The following is a 23,774-nucleotide window of genomic DNA, read 5'->3' as shown; positions in this document are numbered from 1 at the left end:
ACATAATGTCGTTAATAAAATCTATTTCCGGAATTCGCGGAACCATCGGTGGAAAAGTAAATGATAACTTAACACCACTGGATGTGGTAAAATTCGCTTCCGCATTCGGAACCTGGCTTCAGAACAATAAAAATAAAAAAGATATTACCCTTGTGATCGGAAGAGATGCCAGAATTTCTGGACAAATGGTTTCTTCCCTGGTAACAGCTACTTTACAGGGATTGGGAATCAATGTGGTAGACCTAGGACTTTCTACAACACCAACAGTTGAAGTAATGGTTCCTGAGCTGAATGCAGACGGAGGAATCATCCTTACCGCTTCCCACAACCCAAAACAATGGAATGCCCTTAAGTTATTAAACGAAAAAGGAGAATTTATCACTGGTGAAAACGGTGCAGAAGTGCTGGCCTTGGCAGAAAGTGAAGACTTCAACTATGCAGAGGTAGATAATCTTGGAAAATACGAAACAAGAGACGATGCTTTTGATATCCATATTCAGCAGATTCTGGATTTACCAATGGTAGATGTGGAAGCTATCAAAGCGAAAAACTTTAAAGTAGTTCTTGATGCGGTAAACTCTACAGGAGGAATTGCGATTCCTATGCTTTTGGATAAATTAGGCTGTGAAACGATCAAATTATACTGTGAACCTACAGGTCACTTTCCACACAATCCTGAACCGTTGAAAGAACACTTGGGAGATATTTGTGAATTGGTGAAAAAAGAAAACGCCGATTTAGGAGTTGTAGTAGATCCGGATGTGGACAGACTGGCTCTGATTGATGAAAAAGGGGAAATGTTTGGTGAAGAATACACACTTGTAGCCGTGGCTGATTACCTGTTGAAAAATAAAAAAGGGGCTGCAATTTCCAACCTTTCTTCAAGCCGCGCATTGAGAGATGTAGCAAATTCCCACGATTCAGAATACTTTGCAAGTGCTGTAGGAGAAGTAAACGTTGTTACTTTGATGAAAGAGAAAAATGCAGTGATCGGAGGAGAAGGAAACGGAGGAATTATCTATCCTGAATTGCATTATGGAAGAGACTCTTTAGTAGGGGTAGCCTTGTTTTTAACTCATTTAGCCAAAGAAAACAAAACTGTTTCTGAACTAAGAGCAGGATATCCAAGCTACTTCATGGGTAAAAAGAAAATTGAACTGACACCGGAAATTGATGTAGATGCTATCTTAAGCAAAATGGAGCAGGAATATAAGAATGAAGATGTTTCTACCGTAGATGGTGTTAAAATAGACTTTGAAAACAATTGGGTTCATCTTAGAAAATCCAATACAGAGCCGATTATCAGAATCTATACTGAAGCGAAATCCCAGGAAGAAGCAGATCAGTTAGGAGATGATATCATTGCCAAAATCAAGAGTTTAATCTAAAAACATATGAAGAACGGACACATTGTCCGTTCTTTTTTATATCAGGAATGTTTGAACATATCAAAAAAAGATTTCCTTTCCCCAAAGAAAAATGGAGAAAATTTCTTGGCAGCTTCGAACGTATGGAAGTTCCTGCCAAAACTTTACTTTTAAAAGAAGATGAGGTTTCCTATAATGCCTATTATATTGAAAAAGGCATCGTAAGAGCATGGTATAATAATGACGGGAAAGACGTAACATTCCAGTTTTTTCTCGAAAACACTATGTTCTCTTCCCTTGAGAGCTTTAAAAAAGGGTTGCCGAGTATGGTATCGTTTGAGACGATAGAACCCTGTATTTTATACAAAATCAACAAACCTGATGTGGAGGCTTTTCTGGAAGAAGTTTACGAAAATCCAGAACTCAGAAACCTTTTTATGGATGCTCTCTTCGAAAGGGTATTCGACTATATGAAACACTTCTTTTCATTCATTAAAGACACGCCGCAGCAGCGATACTTGAATTTGGTTAAGCAAAAGCCGGAGATCATTAAAAGGGTTCCACAGCATTATATTGCATCTTATCTCGGAATTACAACAGTACATCTCAGTAGGATCAAAAGCAAGATATTGAAAGAGGGGCTTTAATAACTCCAAGCTTCCCTCTTTAAGCTCTCTTTCCTGAAACTCATAACAAATGTTATCGCTCCACAGCATTTATCCCTCCTAATTTTGTATAAAAATTAAAAGAATGAAAGCAGCAGCAGTATTTGAAAAGGGAAGTATTCCTCAATATGCAGATTTTCCGGAACCAGAAGTACAGGAAAATGAAATTTTAGTTTCAGTAAAAGCAGCCTCTATTAAAAACCTGGACAGAGCCAGAGCAGGAGGGAATCATTATTCTACAGAAAATCAGGAACATCAGCCAACAATTATCGGAACAGATGGAGCAGGATATCTGGAAAATGGAAATAAAGTCTATTTTTTCAGCAAAAAAGGAACCGTAGCCGAAAAAGCCGCAGCAGATAAAAAAATGATCATTCCGATTCCTGAAGAGCTGGACTTTTCTTTAGCCGCCGCATTGCCTAATGCTGTAATGGGATCAGCCATGGCATTAAAATTTAAGGCAGGAATACAACAGGGAAATACCGTTCTGATCAATGGAGCAACAGGAATTACCGGAAGAATTGCTGTTCAGATTGCCAGATTATACGGAGCTAAAAAGATTATCGTTACCGGAAGAAATGAAGAGTCTCTGCAGTCTTTACGCGAATTGGGTGCCGATGAGGTGGTTTCTCTCAAGCTGGAAGATCATGATTTTAAGCAAAGAATAAAAGAATTTCATAAAGAAGCCCCTATAGATATCGTTTTGGATTATATCTGGGGACATTCTGTAGAAATGATCTTGTCTGCTTTCAAAGGTGATGGTTCCTTTTCTCATAAAACCAAACTGGTAAACATAGGAGGAATGAGCGGAGATACTATTCAGCTGTCTTCACAGATTCTCAGAGGCACGGATATTCAGATTTCAGGATCTGGGCTGGGAAGCTGGACGAAAGAAGAATCTGTATTTCTTTTTTCAGAAATCATCCCGGAAATGTTTCAGGCAGCCGTTGAAGGAAAAATTAAAATGGAGACTCAGGAAGTTGATATAAAAAATATCGAAGCCGTATGGGATGCTGAGATACAAAGCGGAAAACGCCTTGTGATAAGAATTTAACCCCAATTTCCGTTTTTTTATCCACAATCCTTTTATCGGTTTTCTTTTTTTACTATTTTTATAATAGAAATTTATGAAATGGAAAATTCAAAAAAAAGTTGCAACTTTGCATAAATATTTGAATATCAGTTTCAGATGTATTATTAACTAAACGTTTGCCGAGGTTTGTAAGTAAATTCAAGCGTTGGGCCGACAAAGAGGACACTATTGGAAGAGTATTTTGGAAATGAACTTGTAAAAAAGTTCGAGGAAATGATGGAAAACAATGACGAATTCTACTTCGATACCGAAGAGTTAGAAGACATCATCGTTTATTATTTGGAGCTGGGTGACTTTAATTACGCTGATATGGCGGTAAGCTATGGTCTGAAGCTTCATCCCAATTCGTTGGATATCAAGATCAAAAAACTTGAAATCCTTTTGGAGTGGGAAGAGTATAATACGGCGAAAGAACTTATTGACGAACTGAAAGGTGCTTCTATGGAGCATACAGACTTTTTGGTTTGCTACGCCAAGTATTATTCGAACTTAGGAAATCCCAGAAAATCCATTGAAATCTGCAAAAAAGCTTTGACATTAGAGGAAGAAGAAAACTTTCTCCACAACTTTATTGCGGATGAATATGTGAATCTTGGAGATCCTTTTAACGCTCTTAAACATTACAGAAAAGCACTGAAGGAAGATCCAACGGATGAATATTCGCTGGAAAACGCTATGGTGTGTTTCAGTGACCTGAATAAGAGTGAGGAGGCGATTGCCTTTCTTAATGAATATTTAGACGAATTCCCTTATTCTGAAACCGCTTGGTTTGAATACGGACAATTCTATTTCAACAGAAAAAATTATGATGAAGCCATAAGAGGGTACGATTATCTGTTAGCAATCAACTCAAACTCTGTGGGAGTATATGCTAATAAATCGGCTTGTTATGAAGCTTTGGGACAATACCAGAAGGCCATTGAGACTTATGAGGAAATGCTGGAGCTGGAATATACGAAAGCATTTACTTTTTATAAGATCGGATTGTGCAATAAGGCATTGAAACAGCCTATTTTAGCTTTAAATGCATTCCAGAAATCATTGAGAGAAGACCCTCAGTTTTATCTTGCCATGATGGAGCAGTCTTATCTTTACGAAGAAATGGGCGGAATGTCTGAAGCATTGCATTATGCCAAAGAAGCTACCCAGCTGAATGAAAACAATCTTGACTATCAGAAAAGACTGGCGTTTTTATTCATAGATTCAGGGAAGTTTGAAGAAAGTCTTTCCTGTCTTAAAAAGCTGGTGGATGCAGAGCCATCCAGATTCTATAACTGGTATGCCTATTCAGAAGTTTTGATGTTGGTAGGAGAGTACGAAGATGCAGTCACTGTTTTGAACAGTGCCCTGAAAAAACATCATAGAGCTGAACTTTTTTATCAGCTGAGTAATTGTTTTTACAATCTGAAAGATGAGGATAAAGGAATGGAATCACTTCAAAAGGCATTAGAGCTTGATCCGTCTTTAGCTAAGGATATGCAGAAAAAATATCCTTTCATTAAAGATGAGGTGAAAAAAGTAAAAGCCAGTAAAGTGAAGAGAAAAAATTAGAATCCCCTAAAATAAGAGAAAAACCTGCTGAAATGCAGGTTTTTTTTATTGAAAGTTATATTCGTAGATAAATTTGTCAGGAGCACTGCTGGTAGGGTTTCCATTGATATCCAGGGTTTGTCTGTCTTCTACGGATGGATAGCCGGCAGTATTAAAGGTTGTGGTGTACTTGTGGGCGCTGGTCCCGCTTCCGGTTCCTCCACCAGCTGTAGTATTGGTAAATTCACCTTTATAAGTGCTTAAGCTGTTCTTTATATTCGAAAACAGCATACTTACCCCGTCACTTTCATTCCCATTGAATATGATTTTATCAAAACCTTTTACATTTTTAAAAGGATAGTTTTTATCTGTGTAAGTATAAGTCTCTTTTTCAGTATAGGTAACTGTATTTCCATTTACCATTCCCGTTCCCGAACCTACGCTGCTTACCATATTTCCATTGTTATAAGTAAATACACTGTTGATGGTAGAAGTTCCTGCAGCTCCCGAATTCGTTTGTCTTTTTACACTGATTTCCGTGGTGCTTGTGTAAGTATAAGTAAATGAAACCGTGTTCTGTATTGTTCCGGTAGTAGAGTATTCTTTCGTAACTGCTGTTGCCATACGTCCGTTAGAATAGCTGTATTCAACCGCACTTTCAAGAACATTATTTTCGTAATTTTTAATACCGGTAACATAGTCATCAGTATAAGTAAATTCAATTCTCTGCCCATGATTAATGTTGTTAATCATGCTGATGATTTTGGTTCCGTTGTAATTGATTTTCATTACAATACCATCCATAGTCATTCTGGTAGGAAGAATCACGCTTTGAACAGATGGGTCACTGTTGTCAAAAGGAGTATCGTCAGAATTGGAACAAGAAAGTGTAGACAGGGCAATAGACCCCAAAAGTAGAAGTTTTTTCATAGTTATAAGTTAAATCACCCAAATATAATTTAATTTATAATATAATCTTACTTTTTTGGATTTGTTCTTAAAAATATGAGTCCGCCAATAATGATTCCTGCTCCTATAAACTGTAAATAAGTCAGTTTTTCACCATCTAATATTCCCCAGATAATAGCCACAATAGGCATCACTAAAGTAACCGTAGAGGCGAAAAGAGGAGAGGAAACCTTCAGCAAACGATAATTCATCGTCATTGCCAGTCCGGTTCCGAAAACAGATAAAAGACTCACAAACATAAGCCCCATTAGATTATCTCTGGAAAAGCTGAATTCCGAAAAGAAGCCTGTACTTGTTAAGGCTATAATAGAAGGAAATAATAAGACAAATGAGAAAACAAAAGCAGAGAGGATGGTAGATGAAACCTCCATAAGCTTTGATTTTACTGTCGTTGTACTCATTGCATAGCATAAAGTAGCCAATAATAACAATAAGATCGGAATCATTTTCAGTTCTCCGCTGTCACCGCCTCCGAATGCAAGAATACAGACTCCAGTGAAGCTTATTAAGGTCCCGATAATCTGTTTTTTGGTTGTTTCGAACTTCCATACCAACGCGCCTACTATAATCACAAAAATGGGCATCATAGAATTGATAATCCCTGCAATACTGCTGCTCACTTCAGTTTCTGCAATCGGAAACAGAAACATAGGAATGAAATTTCCAGTAAAAGCTGCCAGAATTAACCATTTCAGGTGTTTTTTGGGGAAAAGCTTATAATTGGAAATCGCAACCGGAAGTAAGATAATTCCGGCAATAAGAACTCTCAAAGATCCTACCTGAAACGGATTAAAATGTTCCAGGGATTTTTTGATTAAAATAAATGATGATCCCCAGATAATACTAAGGACGATCAGAAGAACCCATTTTTCTTTATCTGCGTTCATTATTTTCGTGTAAGATTTTTAGAAATTCTTTTTTAGGAATCATTTTCGCACCTAAGCTTTCGAGGTGCTCGGTATGAGATTGACAGTCAATGAGTTCAATATTATCTTTGTTGCTTTCTACAAAATGGATAAACCCTGCTTTGGAAGCATTGCTCACCTTGGCAAACATGCTTTCACCACAAAAAACATTTCCGATCTGCAATCCGTAAAAGCCTCCTACAAGTTCTCCATCCTGCCATACTTCAATGCTTTTGGCCAGCCCATATTCATGAAGCTGGATAAAAGAATTCATCAATTCATCAGAAAGCCATGTCCCTGATTGTCCTTTTCGGGTTGCCTGCTGACAATTCCTGATCACTTCTCTGAAATTCTGATTTTCTGAGAAAGTAAAAATATTTTTATTCAAAATCTTTCTCATTGATTTTGAAACTTTTAATTCTTCAGGAACCAAAACAAACCTTGGATCAGGGCACCACCAGAGAATTTCTTCATCAGGATTGTACCAGGGGAAAATCCCCAGTTGATAAGCAAACCAAATACGCTCTACAGACAGGTCACCTCCAAAAGCAACCACTCCCTCATGACCATCATATAGCTCTGGGTCAGGAAATGAAATCTCGTTTTCGTCTAATCGAACCATTTTTTAGAAAAAAAATCCCACTTCAAAAAGCAGGATTTATATTTGATCTTTTATTCTTTAATTAAAAAGGTAAATCATCATCATCGTCTCCGGCAAACGGATTCTCATTAGAAACAGGAGATGCTGATTGCTGAGGCATAGCCTGAGTAGGCTCTGAAGCATTCTCAGAAACTTTCTCTACTCTCCACCCTGTAATAGAGTTGAAGTATTTAGTTTCACCCTGAGGAGAAACCCATTCTCTACCTCTGATGTTGATTCCTACTTTTACGTTTTCTCCTTCTTTAAGGTTATCTAATAAACTGATTTTATCAGATAAAAATTCTATGTTTATCGGCTGTGGATACTGTTCTTGGGTCAAAATAACCATTTCTCTTTTTTGAAACCCGCTCGCAAATGTTTGAGCATCAAAAAGTTTCTTTACCGTTCCTTGTAATTCCATATCGTAAATATTAACGATGTAAAAGTAAGAAAATGAAATGTAATAAAAGGTGCCGTGAAAAAAAAATGTAGAAAATTTAATTTTTTTTTCTGAAAAGTTTGGTGCTAAAGGAAATTGTCCTATATTTGCACTCACAAAAACGAAGCAAGCTCTTTAAAACTTACAGTATAAAAAAAACCAGCGGATGTGGTGTAATTGGTAGCCACGCCAGACTTAGGATCTGGTGCTGTGAGGCGTGGGGGTTCGAGTCCCTTCATCCGCACTATTCTAAAAGATTTTTTAGAATCATTGAGAAGGTTGGAACCTCTGGTTCGAATCTTTTTTTTTACCCACACCATGCCCTGGTGGTGGAACTGGTAGACACGCAGGACTTAAAATCCTGTGTCCGCAAGGACGTACGGGTTCAAGTCCCGTCTGGGGTACAAGACCCTCTGTAATATCTTACGGAGGGTTTTTTGTTTTAATAGAGAGTGTTCTTTAAAGAAAATATTTTATATTTGTAAGAAATACAGCCTGAATCTGTAAAAGGAGATTGGCAAATCAGCGGATGTGGTGTAATTGGTAGCCACGCCAGACTTAGGATCTGGTGCTGTGAGGCGTGGGGGTTCGAGTCCCTTCATCCGCACTATTCTAAAAGATTTTTTAGAATCATTGAGAAGGTTGGAACCTCTGGTTCGAATCTTTTTTTTTACCCACACCATGCCCTGGTGGTGGAACTGGTAGACACGCAGGACTTAAAATCCTGTGTCCGCAAGGACGTACGGGTTCAAGTCCCGTCTGGGGTACAAAGCCCTCTGTAACATCTTACAGAGGGCTTTTTTGTTTTTTCAACGTAAATATTATCTCCCTGTTTTATATTGAATTCATTATAACTTTAAAATATTGAACACAAAAGGAAGACTTAAAATTTCTTTTGATAAATTTGCTTCAGAAAAAACAAAACCATGAAATTATTGAATACCATCGTAGTCGTAAGCATGATAGCTGCTTCTAACCCATTATTCTCACAAACATCCAGCGAAAGCAAGGCCAAAGAAATTATTGAAAAAGCGATTCAGGCAGAAGGCGGAAAAAAACTTCTGAGCAGCATAAAAACGCTTTATTCCAAATCAGAAACGGTAATGGACGGCCGAAATGTGAATTGGATCACAAAAGAAATGGTGCCCAATAAAGGCAGTTTTGAAATTGAATATCAGGGAAGGATTGTATACAGATCGTGGTTTGATGGGAAAACTGGTTATGAACTGGTTAACGGTGAGAGAAAGCTTGCCGATCCTGCTGAGTTTAAGGATAAGGCCGACAGAAAGTATATCATGAATGAGCTTGCCTATATAGACCCCAAGCTATACAAGATTGAACTTATTGAAGAAAATCCAGATAAAATTTATTATAAAATAAAAGCAACCTATGTAACGGGTAAAGTAACCTACCTTTATTATGATGTAAAATCATTCTTTTTAAGTAAAGAAGAAACGGTTGAGAATGGAGAAAAGAATACCTTTTCAACAGTGTTACAAAGTGATTATAAAAAATTCGGGGATCTTTGGTATGCTACTAAATCAACTTTTCTTTCTGAAAATGGAAATCAGGAAGTTACTCTTGTCGATTTGTACTACAATAAAAATATTGAGGATAAAGATTTTAAATAAGATCTAAATTATAAAGCAATTTAGCTAATAAAATCCCTATGTATTTGATTGCATAGGGATTTTTATATGTCAAATGACCTGTGCAAGCTGTTTAATCCGCGAGATATAAAATTAATTAGATAAAAAATTCTGTACCCATAATATTCTATAGTTCTGTATCTGTATCCAATATTAAATACTCCATAATTTTGTTTAGCTAAAGAAGAAAATATGGAAACAATCACTCAACATCAGAAACAGTTTCAATATGCTGAGGCTTATATATCAGACATGTTGGTGCTGAAAAACATTTTTCTGGAAACACAGAATTTGAAGATCGCAGACCAAAATTTCGGACTTCCATTTCTTTTGGCTAAAAATGGGAAAGAAGCCGTAGCTTTTGCCAGCCTTATCGTGAATGAAAAAGATCAGATATCTTTTAAAATCTATGATAAAAGCAGAATGACAGAAGCCGAAAAGAGAAACTTCTTTTCCCGTGCTGAAAGATATTTTAAAAATAATAATACACCCAATTTCAAGGATCCGGAACAGTTAAAAAGCAGTATCAGCAGTATGATCAGCTGGTTGAATCCCGAATAAAGACGGGATAAAATTGTACATTTACGTAAAACCCCGATTCTATGTCTAAAGATGTTCTGTACCTTAAAATAGCCAATTCTGTCACAGAGCAGATTAAAAGTGAAACCCTGCAGTTTGGAGACAGGCTGCCCTCATTGAGAAGTGCTCAGAAATTATACAATGTAAGCCTTAATACCATAAAGCAGGCTTATATGGAACTGGAAAGCCGTTCCCTCGTAGAATCACGCCCTAAATACGGATACTATGTAAGCCAGACTTCCCAGCGAAAACTGGCGCTGCCTTCCGTAGCTCAGATGAAGGTTTCAGAAGGGAAAAATACCCCCCAGGATCTGATTGACAAAGTATTCGGGAGTATCGGAGGTACAGATGTCACACAGTTTGCCCTTGGGATTCCCGGAAAAAGTCTTCTTCCGGTAGCCAAGATGAAGAAATGTATGATTGATGTAATGAAGAGGAAAAGCGACAGCGGAACCAATTACGAACCTGTACAGGGAAGCGAAGTTTTGCGTCGGGAAATTGCCAAATGGTCAATGGTCATGGAGGGGAAAATCACAGAAGAAGATCTGGTCATTACTTCAGGAGCGATGAATGCTGTTTATAATTGCTTAATGGCAGTGACCCAGCCGGGGGATTCAGTGGCGGTGGAAAGTCCTGTATATTTCGGAATTCTTCAGGCGATTCAGTTATTAGGACTGAAGGCTGTAGAAATCCCAACCCATCCCATTACTGGAGTGGATTTGGATGCTTTAAAAAAAGTGCTTCCTAAGCTATCAGCATGTTGTTTTGTGGTAAACTATAATAATCCACTGGGATTTCAAATGCCTGATGAGAACAAAAAAGAGCTGGTGAAAATGCTTACCGAATACAATGTTCCTTTAGTGGAAGATGACGTTTACGGAAATATTTATTTCGGTGCAGGAAGGCCGAAACCGTGTAAGTTTTATGATGAAGCAGGAATTGTGATGTGGGTAGGCTCAGTTTCTAAGACATTGGCTCCGGGTTTTAGAGTAGGATGGGTGGCTCCGGGAAAATTTAAAGAAAAAATCATCCGCCAAAAATTGGTTCAGACCGTAAGCGGACCTTCTTTGTTTTCAGATGTGATTGCGGATTTCCTCGCCCACGGACGTTATGATCACCATTTGAGAATGTTCAGGAAAAAATTGTACGCCAACTACCTTCAGATTCAGAAATCGGTGATTGAATATTTTCCGGATAATACAAAAATATCAGAACCTAAAGGAGGTTTTATGCTCTGGCTGGAACTGGATAAGCGGATCTGTACGGAAGATCTTTATGATTTGGCTGTCAGTCAGAAAGTAAACTTTGCCCCTGGAAGAATGTTTTCACAATATAACCAGTATCAGAACTGTATGCGTCTGAATTATGCATTAGAATGGACAGACAGAGTGGAAAGTGATCTGGAAAAGCTGGGGAAAATGATAAAAAACAGAATTTAATAAACCTTATAGTGATGAATGATAATAAGAATGAAGTAAAAATTGTAGCCTACGAACCTCAGTATAAAGAAGCTTTCAAAGCTTTGAATGAAGAATGGATCAAAACATTTTTTGTGATGGAAGCGGGAGATTATAAACTGCTGGATCATCCGGAAGAAGAGATTTTAAATAAAGGAGGACACATTGCCTTTGCTTTGCTGGATGGAGAAGTAGTAGGAACATGTGCATTAGTAAAAACGGAGGACCATCCCCTTACTTTTGAGCTTTCAAAAATGGCAGTAAGTCCTAAAGCTCAAGGTAAAAAGTTGGGCTACCTGCTAGGAAATGCATTGGTTGAAAAAGCTAAAGAACTCAATGCAGGAAAAGTCTTTTTAGTGACCAATTCAATACTGGTTCCTGCTATTAAACTTTATGAAAAGCTGGGCTTTATTCATACACCTATCGGTCATGCTGAGTACGACCGTGCAGATGTGCGAATGGAGTTGATTTTCAATAAATAAGCAAAAAAATATTAGAACTCGGATACGAATATCCTTGTTCTAATATTAAAATTAAATCTAATTGCTTTACTGTTTTATTTCTTGATAAAAGTCTTGGTCAGTGACTTTTTGCTTCCATTGATTTTAATGTAATATACGCCTGCCGGAAGATTTCCGATATTGATTTTTTCATCGTAATATCCTCTTGAAGACTGTAAATGCAACGTTGAAACAAGAGCTCCTTTACTGTCGATGATATCTGCTTTAATTTCTTTATCCTCAGACTTGTACTGGATCCCAATGAATGTTGAAACTGGATTTGGATATATTTTAAAATCATCAGCGATTACCTTCGTCTCTTTTGCTGCTAATACTTCGTTAGAACATGCCGGAATTCTGTTGATTCCGTCAATTCCCCATGAAGACTGTACCGGAATACAAAGCCAGTTTAATACTGTAGGAAAGTGATCTGTTTCTCTCGTTGTTGAAGTATAATCAAACACTTTAAAATTGTTCACTGTGCTTGCATTATAAGTCGGAGAACCTGTTACTGTCATATTATTAGCATTCGGACTGGAATCTGTCAAAGTATTTCCTGAAGTTTCGTTACATCTCCAATTAGCCAGTAATTGAGAATAATAGGGATGGGAAGATGTAATATCCTGATTAGCCCAATTCACGATGACATCATTTGGAAGAGCGGATTTCCAGATTCTTACATCTTTATAAGAAGCCGCCAGATTGATGCCGTAAGTATTCGTTCCATCCTGATTTAAGGTCAAAGGAAGTCCGGAATCAATATTTCCGATGGTACTCATTTTAGCAAAAGTTACAGGAACACCATCTTCATATAATGTTACAAGGCCATCTCTGTCAAAGCTTGCGGCAATATGTTTCCACTTATTGGTTTCTACTTTTCCGCCAACTAAATCAATTCTGTTGGTTCCGTCACCAATATTCATCTTAAAAGTCTGCCCGGAATATCCTGAGAAAACAATGCCTTTATTTTTCCCATTCGCCCAGTTTTTATTACTGATCATTACCGGATCACTGGAATAGGATGCATTAGGTTTTACCCAAAATTCAATGGTAAAATCCTGATTCGCCCCGAAATTAAAAGGAGTTTGATTGGTTGGTTTTGCATAAGTTCCTGCTGGAAAATTCAGCTGGTTAAAGGTTTTATTGGATTCCAAAACAGTTTTGCTGATCTGTTGCGGAGTAAATCCTGGATTAGAATAGACCGTAAAAATATTTCTTTCCGTAAGATTTCCGCCTCCATGAGAACTTTCAATTGCTCCGTGATCGGTGGTTAATACAACCAGCCAGTCTTCATTGTTGTAAGAAGGTCTGTTTTTCATTGCTGAAACAATTTCTCCGATGTAAGAATCCGTGGTCTGAATAGAAGAAACATACTGAGGAACGGTTGAAGCAAAACCATAAGAATGTCCTGCGTGGTCTACATCATCAAAATCTACAAAAAGAATATCAGGATTGTCATTCTGCAAAGCGTTTACCGCTGCATTTTTTACAGCAAGATCTGTTGCCAGATTGGTCTTTACATCAGCATTGTTCACAATTTTATCATTAATAGGTGCCCAGTGTGCAAGAGAAATTGTTTTTAAAGCTGGATTATAAGTCTCAGCTCTTGTTAAAAAATCAGGATAATTGATGTAGTTCGGACTGGTGAAGTTATTGTCCTGTACATTGTGCTTGGTATGCCATACACCGGTAAGCATGGTGCTCCATCCGTTTCCGCTCCAGGTAGTGGCAGCGCAAAGCCCGTCGATAGAATAAATAGACTGGCTGATAAGGTTCTGAATGTTAGGTGTAGGGGTAGACATCATTACATCTGCCCGACATCCGTCAATACCGATAAAAAGAACTTTTTTGGTCTGAGCTCCAAGGAAACAGCTCATTACAACAACCATTGAGAATAGTTTTGTTTTCATAGGGAAATAGGTTTTTGGAAATTATGAAAGTTTACAAATAGTAATTTATTTTTAACTATTGTAAAATTAATTTACTATTTGTAAATATTTGTAAACTGAAAGTTAATTAATTGATAATTAAAAAGGTCACAAAAAAAGCTAAATACTAACCACAAAAGTCACAAAAGAAAAATGACTTTATTTTAAGTAATAGTCTTTACGAAAATTAAGTTAACAAAAGCATCCGAAAATCTCCGGTTTTGACAAATATTCAATCGAACGTACGATATTCCCCTCCTCCGGAGGGGTGTCGAAAATTCAAAGAATTTTTGACGGGGTGGTAAAAACACAAACATTTCCAATGGATTACCATGAAAACATTTGTGTCAAGAAGTATTAAAAAATAAGTTGAAAAAAGTCTAAAGAATACCTTCAGCTTCAGAAATGGTATTCAGAATATAATCGGGGGCTGCCTTTTCAAGTTCTGATTGGGTCTGGGCTCCTGATAGAACAGCTACTGTTAGTCCACATCCCGCATTTTTACCCTCTTCAATATCAATAACAGAATCGCCTGCCTTTAAAACCTTATTGGCTTCAGTGATATTGAATTTCTTCATTGCAAGATGAATCATCTCAGGGCTTGGACGGCTTTCTGAAACATCGTCCGCTGTAATCAAAGCATCAAAATGAATACTTTCTTTCCAGTTGAGTTTATCTAGAAGCTGTTGAGCGATTTCCGATGTATACCCTGTATTTAAAACAATCTTTTTGTTTTGAGACTTCATGCTGAGCAGGAAATTTTCAGTTCCGTTGATGGGTTTTACGTCAAGGTTCTTATAGGATTCCTTTAGCTGGTCCGAAAAATTCTCAAAAATAGCAGGAGCATCCTCTTCATTTCCATTAATTTCTTTTAAAAGACTTGTGATCGCTTCCAGTTTTTCCATTCCGGCACAACTGGATAATACTTTTTCCAGGCTTACTACATAACCGTAATCATTCACAGCGCTGGTAAGTGTTTTGTAGACTACATTATCCTCATCAATCGTTGTTCCGGCCATATCCAGAACTAATAATTCTATATTTTTCATTTCAATTTTATGCGTAAATTTTTTCAATATTAAACTTAGAAAAGCCACCGCTTCCCGTCATTCCTTTTCCTCCGATACCCGTTACAATATGAATATTGGCAGATGGGCTGTGCTCAAAAATATCTTTCGTTTTGCACTGGGAATAAATTCCGAACCATCTTCTCTGAATTTCATACGTAGGAAGATCAATGATTTTCTTAGCTTCATGAATCATGAATTCATCAATCTCCATATTAAGATCATACCCAAGATCATCCGCATTTTTAGCATCCGCATACTCATGAGAATCGCCTATGATGACAGAACCGTCAAGCGCCTGTTTGAATAAAATATGAACACCATATTTCTTTTCAAATGAGTTCGGGTCTTCTAAGGCTTTGATTTTCTGAAAAGAAGGGCATTCGCTGAATGATTCATATCGTCTTACAGAAAGACCTGTAAGAATATTTCCCTGAAGTGAATAGATCCCTTGCGGCTTGGTCTGAAGCATCTGCAGTTTGCTTACCTCCAGATCGCTGTCATTGAATACTTTAGGATATAAAGTTTTAAACTCGTGCCCACCACAGATCATGATTTTGGAAGCATTGAATTCTGTTCCATCGGCAGTAATAGCTGTACATTTCTGATCATCTTCATGGGTTTCAAGAACTGTTGTATTGTAGAAAATCTGTAAGCCCATTTTTTCCTGAAGCAGCTTATGAAGCTTTATAATCATCTCTGCAGAATCTACCGAAAGCTCTTGTGGGAAAAACAAACCACCTTTGCAATAGTCGGAACGAAGACCGTCAAATTTTTTGATGCAGTCGTTTTTTGATAATAAAACAGATTCATAATCATTATTTCTGTTGATTTCATATAGCTCTTCAATCAATTGAAGTTCTTCATCATTAGAAGCAATATAGATGGAGCCGTTTTGTCTGATGGTAAGATCTGTCTGATCATGAAGTTCATTGTATATTTTCAGGCTTTCTCTTCCGAAATTCTGCCATTTAAGATCCATTCCGGAAGGCACTACCTGTCCGAAATTCCTTACCGTGGCACCCTGAGGAACAGAATTTCTTTCCAGTAAAGCCACCTTAAGATTTTTCTTCAGCGCATGATAAGCATGGAATGTTCCTAAGATTCCACCTCCTACAACGATTAAATCAAATTTTGTTGTCATTGTACTATAATTTATAAAATTTTCGACGTATCGAAATTGATGAATTGGTTAGAATTTGTGTTTGATTTCGGCTTTGATTTGTTTCTGAAAGCCAGAAAAGCAATCATCGAGAGAGTTAAAACAGCGATTGTTATAATATAATTTAAATTGATATAGAAATTAAGCCATGAAGTCTGAGCTGATCCGAAGTTTTTGTAAAGTAGAATCAAGACACTTCCAAGGTACCCGAATGAGTCTACAATATAGATCAGGAAACCTACATTCCCTTTGATTTCAAATGCAGCGATCATCCGGTCAAAATAAATTCCGTTAAAAGGAATATAGCAGATGTACATTCCGAAGCCAGAAATGGTCATCCATAAAAAAGGAGACAGAGAACCCTGTTGAAACAGATAAGTAGAAAGTCCTACCGTAAGAATTCCCGCAAAAAGAATGTAATGATAATACGAAAATGCCTTTTTGTTGTTTTTTACTTTTACCATAAAGCTTAAAATCACGAGAACCATTATGGCAATAGGAATTTCAGTTAGGGTGAAAATAGAACTGTCAAAAGTAAAATGCAGCCCGTCCCAGATTTCACGGTTGAAATTATCTCTGAAATCCCTTAAAACTGTTAAGCTGATATATAAAAAGATGATACAAACGATGGGTACAAAAAACTGTTGAATCAAAGCTTTTCTTTCTGAACCATTCAACGGCTGTCGCTTGTTTTTAAGCAAAATATCTTCGTCTGTAGGCTTTGGAATTTTATTTAAAAGCAGTCCGAAAAGCAGTAAAGGGATGATAAAAATAAGTCCGGCTGAAAAAGGCATCCAGAATTCTGAAATGGAGAAAGTATCCATTAAAAATTTCCCTACAGATTTTGTAAACCCCGAAGAAACTACAAAGCTTGAACATAGAAAAAGTCCAATGATTTCTGTGGTTTTGCGTCCTTCGATATAAGAAAAAACAATTCCCCAGATCATTCCCAACGGAATCCCATTGATAAACATAAATAGAATATTGTAAGGAGCAGGAACGGCTGCAAATCCTAACAGGGCAAGCTCTGCAATAGCAATGAAAGTAAAAAGATAAGTGATCCTTTTCTGAGGTTTCAGCTCGGAAATAAACTTGATCCCGATGAATTTTGAGATAAAATAACCTACTGCCTGAGCGATGATAATCAGAATCTTATAATCAACTCCGAAATAGGAGAGTCCTTCGAAAGAAGCTACGGTAAAAGGTTTCCTGAAACCGTACATGCAGAAGTAAACACCGAAAGCAGCAAAAGCGGCCTTCAGTGTTACCAGTGTTTTTTTATTGATAGTTCTTGCCATGGTAATGGGTTAGAAGTTCAGTTTTATTCCTAGATTAAATCGTACTCCATAGTATTCCACCTGTTCCGGACGGTCTTCGTTTTTACCGAAGTGATAGATCAGAGGTTTGTTCAGAATATTGTTTACATCCGCATACAAAGTCAGGTATTTCGTAAACTGGTAAGAACCTCCGAAGTCCAGATTGCTGTATTTGCCATAATAAGAATCATTGATATCCTCTTCGGCATATTCTACAGCATATTTTCCTTTGTAGTTGTAAGCCAATCTTGCATTAAATCCTTTTTTCTCAAAGAAAAGCTGTGCGTTATACAGTTCCTTTGCCTGGTAGGGCAGAGCAACCGTTCTTCTGCTTGGCTTTTCCATTTCTGAAGTCATGAATGTGGCATTCAACTGTACTCCGAAGTACTGTAAAATTCCCGGAAGGAAATCAAATCTTTTATTAATTCCCAATTCAATACCTCCAAGCCATGCTGCTTTTCCGTTGTTGGGAGCTGTAAACTGCACGCCGGTAATTCCGTTATAGTTTCCGATAAATGAGTCCTGAAAAATAGGATCTGTAATGGATTTATAGAAAACGCCGCCACTAAGAATCCCTACGTTGGAAAAATAATATTCTCCCATCAGATCAAAATTCAAAGAATAGGTAGGATTAAGATTAGGGTTTCCACCTTTGAACTCGTTGTCTGCCTCAATATAAGTTCCTCCGGGAGTCAGATCACCAAAATTCGGTCTTGAGAATGTTCTTGTTGCTGCAAAACGAAGGTTGGTTTTATCGTTCAGTGTATATTTTAAATGAATCATCGGAAGAACAGCCAGATAGTTTTTGGTATTTTCTACAGGAGTCAATACATCATCATTCACGCTGTAACCTTTCACTTTTGTATTGGTATTGGATAGCCTGATTCCTCCCAAAATGGTAATCTTATCATTCAGTTTATAGGTTGCCATTCCATAAGCATCAGCATGTTTTTCAAATACATCAAAGTTTCTTCCTAATGCTTTATTATACTCAAGCGCTTCAGAATCTGCAGTATTGATTTTCAGATTTCCCTGATGATCATACCAGAATTGGTTCATTCCTTTAGTAGAAAGCACCGGACCAAAAGTATTGCCGATATGGGCATTCATTTCACTTAAATATTTCGGTCCATTAGGTTGTGTCGTGATGTATTGAGAATAATCAGACAGAAGAGGCGCTGTTCCGGTGCTCCAGTTGTAGAAAATATCGGAGAATTTTGCATTACGTTCTTTATCGCGGTATTTAAAACCATATTTTAAAGTCAAATTATCAGAAGCATTGATCTCATGGTTGAAAGCCGCTACGATTTTATCCTTTTCCTCTACAAAGACCTTATAAAATTCAAGATCTGTAAATCTCATCTGGGACGCATCCATTTTAAAGTTCGGATCACTGTAAAAACCAAATAATGCATCCGGATTTTTATAATCTAGTTTTCCACCATCTGCTTTCCAGTAAGCTCTTGGGCCATTTCCATGATTTGAAATATAATCAGGATTGATGCCTACACCAGATTGGGTGTACTTGATGACATAGTAAGAATTGTTCTGTTTATCAGGAATATTTCCATACTTGAATTTGTTGTCATAATACGATAAATCCCAGTCGATTTTTCCTTTGTTTAATTGATGAACAGCTCCAAGGGAAACAGAAGTAAGTTCCGTAATCAGTAAGTTGTGGATATTCTGAAGCTCTACTCTTGCGGTATTATTAGTACTGCTGAATTTATCAAAACGTATTCTGTGTTTATAATGGGTCTCGTCATCTGATAATGTACCATACATTCCTTTTAAATAGAAAGTCGTTTTTGGAGAGAGTACATATTCAAAAGCGGTATTGATTCCTGTTGTTTTTCTGACCCCGTTGTAATCACGAAGTTCCAGTCTGAAAACCCCTTCGTCACCACTTCTTCTTGCCTCAAAATTATCTGTAGACCAGTTTCTTATGAAATGCGCAAAGTTGAATAAATACCCGAATTTTTTATCCTTCGTTCTTCCTCCATACAAGAATCCAAGGTTGTAAACTCCCTTATCAGACTTTGCATTATAACCGCTTCCCACAGTGGCTTTGAACTCTGTTTTCATCGGTGGAGTTTTGGTGATAAAATTGACACCACCGCCTATTCCGTCAGCTTCGATATCCGGGGTAAATGATTTGTTTACATGTACATAGGAGATCAGTTCCGTAGGAAAGAAGTCGAATGCAGTAGCTCTGGAAGTCGTTTCTTCCTCGGCAGTGGGAAGTCTGTTTCCATTGATGGTTGTGGATGCCCAGAATGGCGGAAGTCCTCTCAGGGAAACAAATCTTCCTTCTCCCTGGTCTCTTTCAATAGAAACTCCCTGTACACGCTGTACTGTTTCTGCTGCATTTCTGTCTGGTAACTTCCCAATCCCATCTGAGGCAATTACATTGGTAATATTGATGGCATTTTTTTGAAGGTTTAAAGCTCTTGCTTCTGTATTTTTCAACGTTCCGGTAACCACGACTTCATCAATGTTTTTTCGGGACTGGGAAAGTTTGATGATTCCCAGGTCAACCGTTTGCTCTGGTTTTAGATCTACATTGATATCTGAAGATTCATATCCAATATAGCTGATTTGTAAAGTATATTGGCCTTCTTTGATATCGTTGATGGTAAATTTTCCTTCAATATCAGTCGTTGTATTTTTAGATAAGCCTTTTATTTTGACTGTTGCCCCGGGGAGAGGCTGGCTGTCATCAAGAACAGTTCCTATAATTAACTGTTTTTGTGCTGAAACAAAGACCATGAAACAGACAAAAACAAGGGTAAGTAATTTCTCTAATTTTGTTTTCATTTTTACATATATTAAATTTTTTATGCAAATCACGCTAATAATTTTAATATATATAAATATTTTGTGTTAAGTATTGTTTAACAAATAAGACTTATTTGTTACGCTTATTTTACTTTTAAAATCATTAATGTTTATCTTTGAAAACAAGTTGAAACAAGGTTTAAATTCACTATTTCAATACTTTTCACAAATCTTTCCAGAAAATAACAGAAATAGAAATTTCCTGAAAACAGGACTGTTTTAGTTAATATTTCGTTCATCTTGGAAGAAAACGGGAAAACAAAAGTTGCATATTTGTAAACTTTTGTGCGTTTCGGAAAATCAAAAATTGATGAACGGCATAAAAATAAGATGATTATTTAAACGCAAGGTTTAATAAATCACAGGATATATTATGAGGATGCAAAGATTGCGACGTTGTCGTTGATGAAGTGTGATTATTATATGCGTATTTATAGCGAATCTACACTGCAATTGTCATTCTGAATGAAGTGAAATGTAATGAAGAATCTCAAGTTATTTAATGCAAATAAGAGATTTTTCCTTCGTCAGAATGACAAAAGCAAAATCATAAAAAACTTTGCGTTAAAAAATTGCTGTTAAGCCGTATAAAAATAAAGAACAAGCATCACACAGCTTTCATCACTGATGCTTACCGGAACGTGGGGAAACTTCCCGTTGAAATAAAGAGAATCACCTTCTTTTAAAAGAATTTCTTCATTATCAATCACATATTTCACTTCTCCTTTCAAAATGTATTTGAATTCCCAGGCATCTGTAATTACCTTTTCTCTCTTAGAATTCGGTTCGAGAGTCAGCAATACAGCTTCAAATCCTAAAGAATGGAGACTTTTGCTGAAAATATGCATATACTTGAATCCTTCAGCTTCTACTTCCTTTTCGATAACTTGCTGATTTTCTTTCGGAACATAGATGAATTTGGCGTTGGATTTTTTCTCAACCCCTTCAAAAAAATAACTGGCATCAATTTCAAGCGACTGGATCAGATCCAGCAGGACAGGAAGTGAAGGAATTGTTCTTCCGTTTTCAATTCTGGAAACAAGGCCGTTGCTCACATTGGCTTTGAAAGCCAGATCATTAATGGTTAAATTATTCTTTTTTCTAATATCCTTTAATCTCTTGCCGATACCTATTAAAAAGTCATTCATACTGTGTGCAATTTAACCTGAATTATTTTATCATCATTATATTGAAACAAAGGTAATATTATTCTATAGAGTTTGGATATGGGAGGGAATCAATTCATTGAAAATTATTATTTGCCTTCTCAGCTTTCTTGGATTCCTTTGCCTTTTCTGCCCAGGAAAATTTCCCTATTTTTGTAAAACTCCTTATTTCATCTATGAAAAAAATTATTCTTATCGAAGACGAAACCAGTGTAGTTTCCTTTATTAAAAAGGGACTTCAGGAAAATGGATATGAAATTTCTGTGGCTTTTGACGGGCGTACAGGAGTACAGCTGGTGCAGGCTAATGATTTCGATCTGGTAATTTTAGACATTATGCTTCCGGAAATGAATGGTCTGGATGTGTGCAAAGAAATAAGAAAAACCAATCAGAGCGTTCCAATTTTATTTTTGACAGCTTTGGGAACTTCTGAAAATATCGTTCTCGGATTGGAAAGCGGAGGTGACGATTATCTGGTGAAACCTTTTAAATTCATCGAACTGGTGGCCCGTGTGAAGTCTCTGTTAAGAAGAAGCAACAATAACGGTCCCCAGGAAATCGCAGAACCGGAGCCGGATAATGAGCATGTATTTCAGTTTTCGGATCTGATGGTGAATGATTATACCAAGAAAGTAACCCGCGCCGGAGAAGATATTTCCCTCACATCAACAGAATATAAATTGCTGCTGTATTTTCTGAATAACCCGGAAAAAGTAATTTCAAGAGCAGAAATTCTGGATGCGGTCTGGGGCGTAAACTACGAATTGGGAACCAATGTGGTAGATGTGTATGTGAACTATTTAAGAAAAAAACTGGACAGTCACGACGATAATAAATTGATTCATACCGTGATAGGAATGGGGTATGTATTGAAAAAGACATAATGAATGTTTAACAAAGTCATTACAAATCAGACCAAAACGATGGTGCTTTTGATGTTGGTTTTTACTGCCATCATTTTGCTGTTCAGTGGTTTGGTGTACTTTTCTATCGTTAATTTTTCACATCAGAGGTTTTATGAACTGCTGAAGATCAGGACTGCAACTATTGTCCAGATCGAAAAGAGCAAAGATCATCTTGATCTTCCGGAAAACTATGTTCTGAGCAGCCTGAATGACGAAGAGCTTCCGATGGAAAAAGACTATGTTTTTGCTGTTCCAACGGATTCCAATTTCAAAAAGATATCTCAGGAGGTTCATATTCCTTCATATTTCTTCAAAAACATTATCAAAGAAGGAGAATCCAATTATAATGACGAAGAATTCTATTATATAGGGCAGAGTTTCAGATATGATGATAAAGATTATATAGCCATCGCTTCCGCCAAAAACCATTATGTTGTTTATTATTTGGGCTTTTTAAAAAGAACGCTGCTTACCTGTATAGTGCTATCGCTTTTCTTTAGTATGATTTTCTCTTTTTATCTGTCTAAAACTTTATTCAGGCCCATCTTAAAAATTACCGGAAAAGTAAAGGAAATCAGTTCTGAAAATCTTCACTTAAGACTGGAATCTCAGCCTGATAATAAAGAGCTTAATGAACTGGTAGATACCTTCAATGATATGCTCAACCGTATAGAAACTTCTTTCGAAACCCAGAATCACCTGATCGGAAATGTTTCCCACGAGTTGAGAACTCCTCTTACATCCATTATGGGAGAAGCTGATGTAGCGCTTTCTATCAGCAGAACGGCAGACGAATACAAAGAAACTCTTGGAATCATTCTGGATGAAGCCGAAAAGCTGGACAAAAAAATCAAAGCTTTGCTCATGATTGCCCAAACCGGATTCGATGGAAAGATTCAGAAAATGGACAAGGTAAGAATTGACCAGCTGCTTTGGGATGTTATTGAAACCCTCAGAAGAATTGATTCCCGAAATAATATCTATCTTGATATCAGCATGCTTCCTGATAATCCGAAAAAACTGAAAGTACAGGGGAACGAACAGCTATTGCATCTTGCGGTGGCTAATATCATCAGTAATGGATGTAAATATTCTAATTTCCAGCAGGTTAAGGTTTCACTTGGGGCTACAAATACAGACGTTTATATCATTGTAAAAGATAATGGTATCGGAATTCCGGAAGTAGAAATGAACAAAATCTATGATCCGTTCTTCAGAGCTTCCAATACCAATAATTATGAAGGCTACGGAATCGGACTTCCGCTGGCAAGAAATATCGTAAGAATGCACCACGGTGAACTGATCGTAAGCTCGCACGAGAATCAAGGAACAACCGTACAAATGCGTTTTCCTAATTTCTACAGCACTCAAAAAGGGGAAGAAATAAACAAATAAGAATCTCTATTTCAGTGTTTTTTAATCATTTCAATATGTTTTGTACTGAAAAAAAGGATGTTATTTCCTTTTTTTTGATTTTGTTTTTTCTATATATTAATTTCTCTTAACAATTTTCTAATCTCATTTTAATCTCTTTAATCACATTTTAATTTCATTCCAAAGATCTTCTAATATGGTCGTTCTAGTTTTGTATCATCAAAA

The 23,774-nt window shown here is 37.0% G+C and carries 20 protein-coding genes and 4 tRNA genes; 14 read left to right on the top strand and 10 right to left on the bottom strand.

Features of this window, described 5'->3' with window-relative positions; genetic code table 11:
• The first annotated feature begins 5 nt into the window (after nt 1-5).
• From glmM to LKL37_RS14715, 4 genes are all read left to right on the top strand, one after another.
• Nucleotides 6-1,388 carry a phosphoglucosamine mutase gene (glmM, locus tag LKL37_RS14730; protein ID WP_431611280.1) on the top strand — a complete coding sequence of 461 codons (1,383 nt, stop codon included), beginning with the start codon at nt 6-8 and terminating at the stop codon, nt 1,386-1,388.
• Between the two features lie 47 nt (nt 1,389-1,435).
• On the top strand, nt 1,436-2,014 hold the full coding sequence (locus LKL37_RS14725) for a Crp/Fnr family transcriptional regulator (protein ID WP_431611279.1): 579 nt from the start codon (nt 1,436-1,438) through the stop codon (nt 2,012-2,014).
• Nucleotides 2,015-2,117: 103 nt separating this feature from the next.
• Nucleotides 2,118-3,086, top strand: a complete 969-nt coding sequence (locus tag LKL37_RS14720) for a quinone oxidoreductase family protein (protein WP_431611278.1) — start codon at nt 2,118-2,120, stop codon at nt 3,084-3,086.
• Nucleotides 3,087-3,293: 207 nt separating this feature from the next.
• On the top strand, nt 3,294-4,676 hold the full coding sequence (locus tag LKL37_RS14715; RefSeq protein ID WP_431611277.1) for a tetratricopeptide repeat protein: 1,383 nt from the start codon (nt 3,294-3,296) through the stop codon (nt 4,674-4,676).
• Nucleotides 4,677-4,721: 45 nt separating this feature from the next.
• On the opposite strand, the gene LKL37_RS14710 is transcribed toward LKL37_RS14715, so the two are convergent.
• From LKL37_RS14710 to LKL37_RS14695, 4 genes are all read right to left on the bottom strand, one after another.
• The gene (locus LKL37_RS14710) at nt 4,722-5,585 is read right to left on the bottom strand and encodes a hypothetical protein (RefSeq protein ID WP_431611276.1); all 864 of its coding nucleotides are present in this window, start codon (nt 5,583-5,585) and stop codon (nt 4,722-4,724) included.
• A 47-nt stretch (nt 5,586-5,632) separates the two neighbouring features.
• On the bottom strand, nt 5,633-6,511 hold the full coding sequence (locus LKL37_RS14705) for a DMT family transporter (protein ID WP_431611275.1): 879 nt from the start codon (nt 6,509-6,511) through the stop codon (nt 5,633-5,635).
• Nucleotides 6,498-7,151 carry a leucyl/phenylalanyl-tRNA--protein transferase gene (gene aat / locus LKL37_RS14700; protein ID WP_431611274.1) on the bottom strand — a complete coding sequence of 218 codons (654 nt, stop codon included), beginning with the start codon at nt 7,149-7,151 and terminating at the stop codon, nt 6,498-6,500. The genes LKL37_RS14705 and aat overlap by 14 nt, the downstream gene beginning before the upstream one ends.
• 61 nt (nt 7,152-7,212) lie before the next feature.
• Entirely contained in the window at nt 7,213-7,590 is a 378-nt protein-coding gene (locus LKL37_RS14695; protein WP_089693608.1) for a DUF3127 domain-containing protein, read from the bottom strand.
• A 180-nt stretch (nt 7,591-7,770) separates the two neighbouring features.
• On the opposite strand from LKL37_RS14695, the gene LKL37_RS14690 reads away from it, so the two are divergent.
• From LKL37_RS14690 to LKL37_RS14655, 8 genes are all read left to right on the top strand, one after another.
• Nucleotides 7,771-7,852, top strand: a tRNA-Leu gene (locus tag LKL37_RS14690).
• 76 nt (nt 7,853-7,928) lie between these two features.
• Nucleotides 7,929-8,012, top strand: a tRNA-Leu gene (locus tag LKL37_RS14685).
• Nucleotides 8,013-8,133: 121 nt separating this feature from the next.
• Nucleotides 8,134-8,215 (top strand) — tRNA-Leu (locus tag LKL37_RS14680).
• A gap of 76 nt (nt 8,216-8,291) precedes the next feature.
• Nucleotides 8,292-8,375, top strand: a tRNA-Leu gene (locus LKL37_RS14675).
• 159 nt (nt 8,376-8,534) lie between these two features.
• A complete protein-coding gene (locus LKL37_RS14670; protein ID WP_431611273.1) occupies nt 8,535-9,239 on the top strand; it encodes a hypothetical protein in 705 nt (234 codons plus the stop codon).
• A gap of 210 nt (nt 9,240-9,449) precedes the next feature.
• Nucleotides 9,450-9,818 carry a hypothetical protein gene (locus LKL37_RS14665; RefSeq protein WP_431611272.1) on the top strand — a complete coding sequence of 123 codons (369 nt, stop codon included), beginning with the start codon at nt 9,450-9,452 and terminating at the stop codon, nt 9,816-9,818.
• Between the two features lie 41 nt (nt 9,819-9,859).
• Nucleotides 9,860-11,275, top strand: coding sequence for a PLP-dependent aminotransferase family protein (locus LKL37_RS14660; RefSeq protein WP_431611271.1), 1,416 nt, complete (start codon nt 9,860-9,862; stop codon nt 11,273-11,275).
• Between the two features lie 14 nt (nt 11,276-11,289).
• Nucleotides 11,290-11,775, top strand: coding sequence for a GNAT family N-acetyltransferase (locus LKL37_RS14655; protein ID WP_431611270.1), 486 nt, complete (start codon nt 11,290-11,292; stop codon nt 11,773-11,775).
• 74 nt (nt 11,776-11,849) lie between these two features.
• Here the strand turns inward: LKL37_RS14655 and LKL37_RS14650 are convergent, their stop codons facing one another.
• From LKL37_RS14650 to LKL37_RS14625, 6 genes are all read right to left on the bottom strand, one after another.
• Entirely contained in the window at nt 11,850-13,703 is a 1,854-nt protein-coding gene (locus tag LKL37_RS14650) for a LamG-like jellyroll fold domain-containing protein (protein ID WP_431611269.1), read from the bottom strand.
• Nucleotides 13,704-14,101: 398 nt separating this feature from the next.
• Entirely contained in the window at nt 14,102-14,770 is a 669-nt protein-coding gene (locus LKL37_RS14645; protein WP_431611268.1) for an HAD-IA family hydrolase, read from the bottom strand.
• A gap of 7 nt (nt 14,771-14,777) precedes the next feature.
• Nucleotides 14,778-15,932 carry a TIGR03364 family FAD-dependent oxidoreductase gene (locus LKL37_RS14640; RefSeq protein WP_431611267.1) on the bottom strand — a complete coding sequence of 385 codons (1,155 nt, stop codon included), beginning with the start codon at nt 15,930-15,932 and terminating at the stop codon, nt 14,778-14,780.
• A gap of 11 nt (nt 15,933-15,943) precedes the next feature.
• On the bottom strand, nt 15,944-17,248 hold the full coding sequence (locus tag LKL37_RS14635; protein WP_431611266.1) for a DUF5690 family protein: 1,305 nt from the start codon (nt 17,246-17,248) through the stop codon (nt 15,944-15,946).
• A 9-nt stretch (nt 17,249-17,257) separates the two neighbouring features.
• Nucleotides 17,258-20,083, bottom strand: a complete 2,826-nt coding sequence (locus LKL37_RS14630) for a TonB-dependent receptor (protein ID WP_431611265.1) — start codon at nt 20,081-20,083, stop codon at nt 17,258-17,260.
• 599 nt (nt 20,084-20,682) lie between these two features.
• The gene (locus LKL37_RS14625) at nt 20,683-21,252 is read right to left on the bottom strand and encodes a helix-turn-helix domain-containing protein (RefSeq protein WP_431611264.1); all 570 of its coding nucleotides are present in this window, start codon (nt 21,250-21,252) and stop codon (nt 20,683-20,685) included.
• 194 nt (nt 21,253-21,446) lie between these two features.
• Between LKL37_RS14625 and LKL37_RS14620 the strand changes: the two genes are divergently transcribed.
• Together LKL37_RS14620 and LKL37_RS14615 are read left to right on the top strand one after the other, a co-directional pair.
• Nucleotides 21,447-22,154, top strand: coding sequence for a response regulator transcription factor (locus tag LKL37_RS14620; RefSeq protein WP_414846374.1), 708 nt, complete (start codon nt 21,447-21,449; stop codon nt 22,152-22,154).
• A 3-nt stretch (nt 22,155-22,157) separates the two neighbouring features.
• Nucleotides 22,158-23,570: a sensor histidine kinase gene (locus LKL37_RS14615; RefSeq protein ID WP_431611263.1), complete on the top strand. Its 1,413-nt coding sequence runs from the start codon at nt 22,158-22,160 to the stop codon at nt 23,568-23,570.
• Nucleotides 23,571-23,774 lie beyond the last annotated feature (204 nt).

This window comes from Chryseobacterium sp. 'Rf worker isolate 10' (assembly GCF_050753305.1).
In the GTDB taxonomy this organism is placed as follows: Bacteria; Bacteroidota; Bacteroidia; order Flavobacteriales; family Weeksellaceae; genus Chryseobacterium.
The sequence above is the reverse complement of the archived record's forward strand: the minus strand, read 5'-3'. Positions and strand labels throughout refer to the sequence as shown.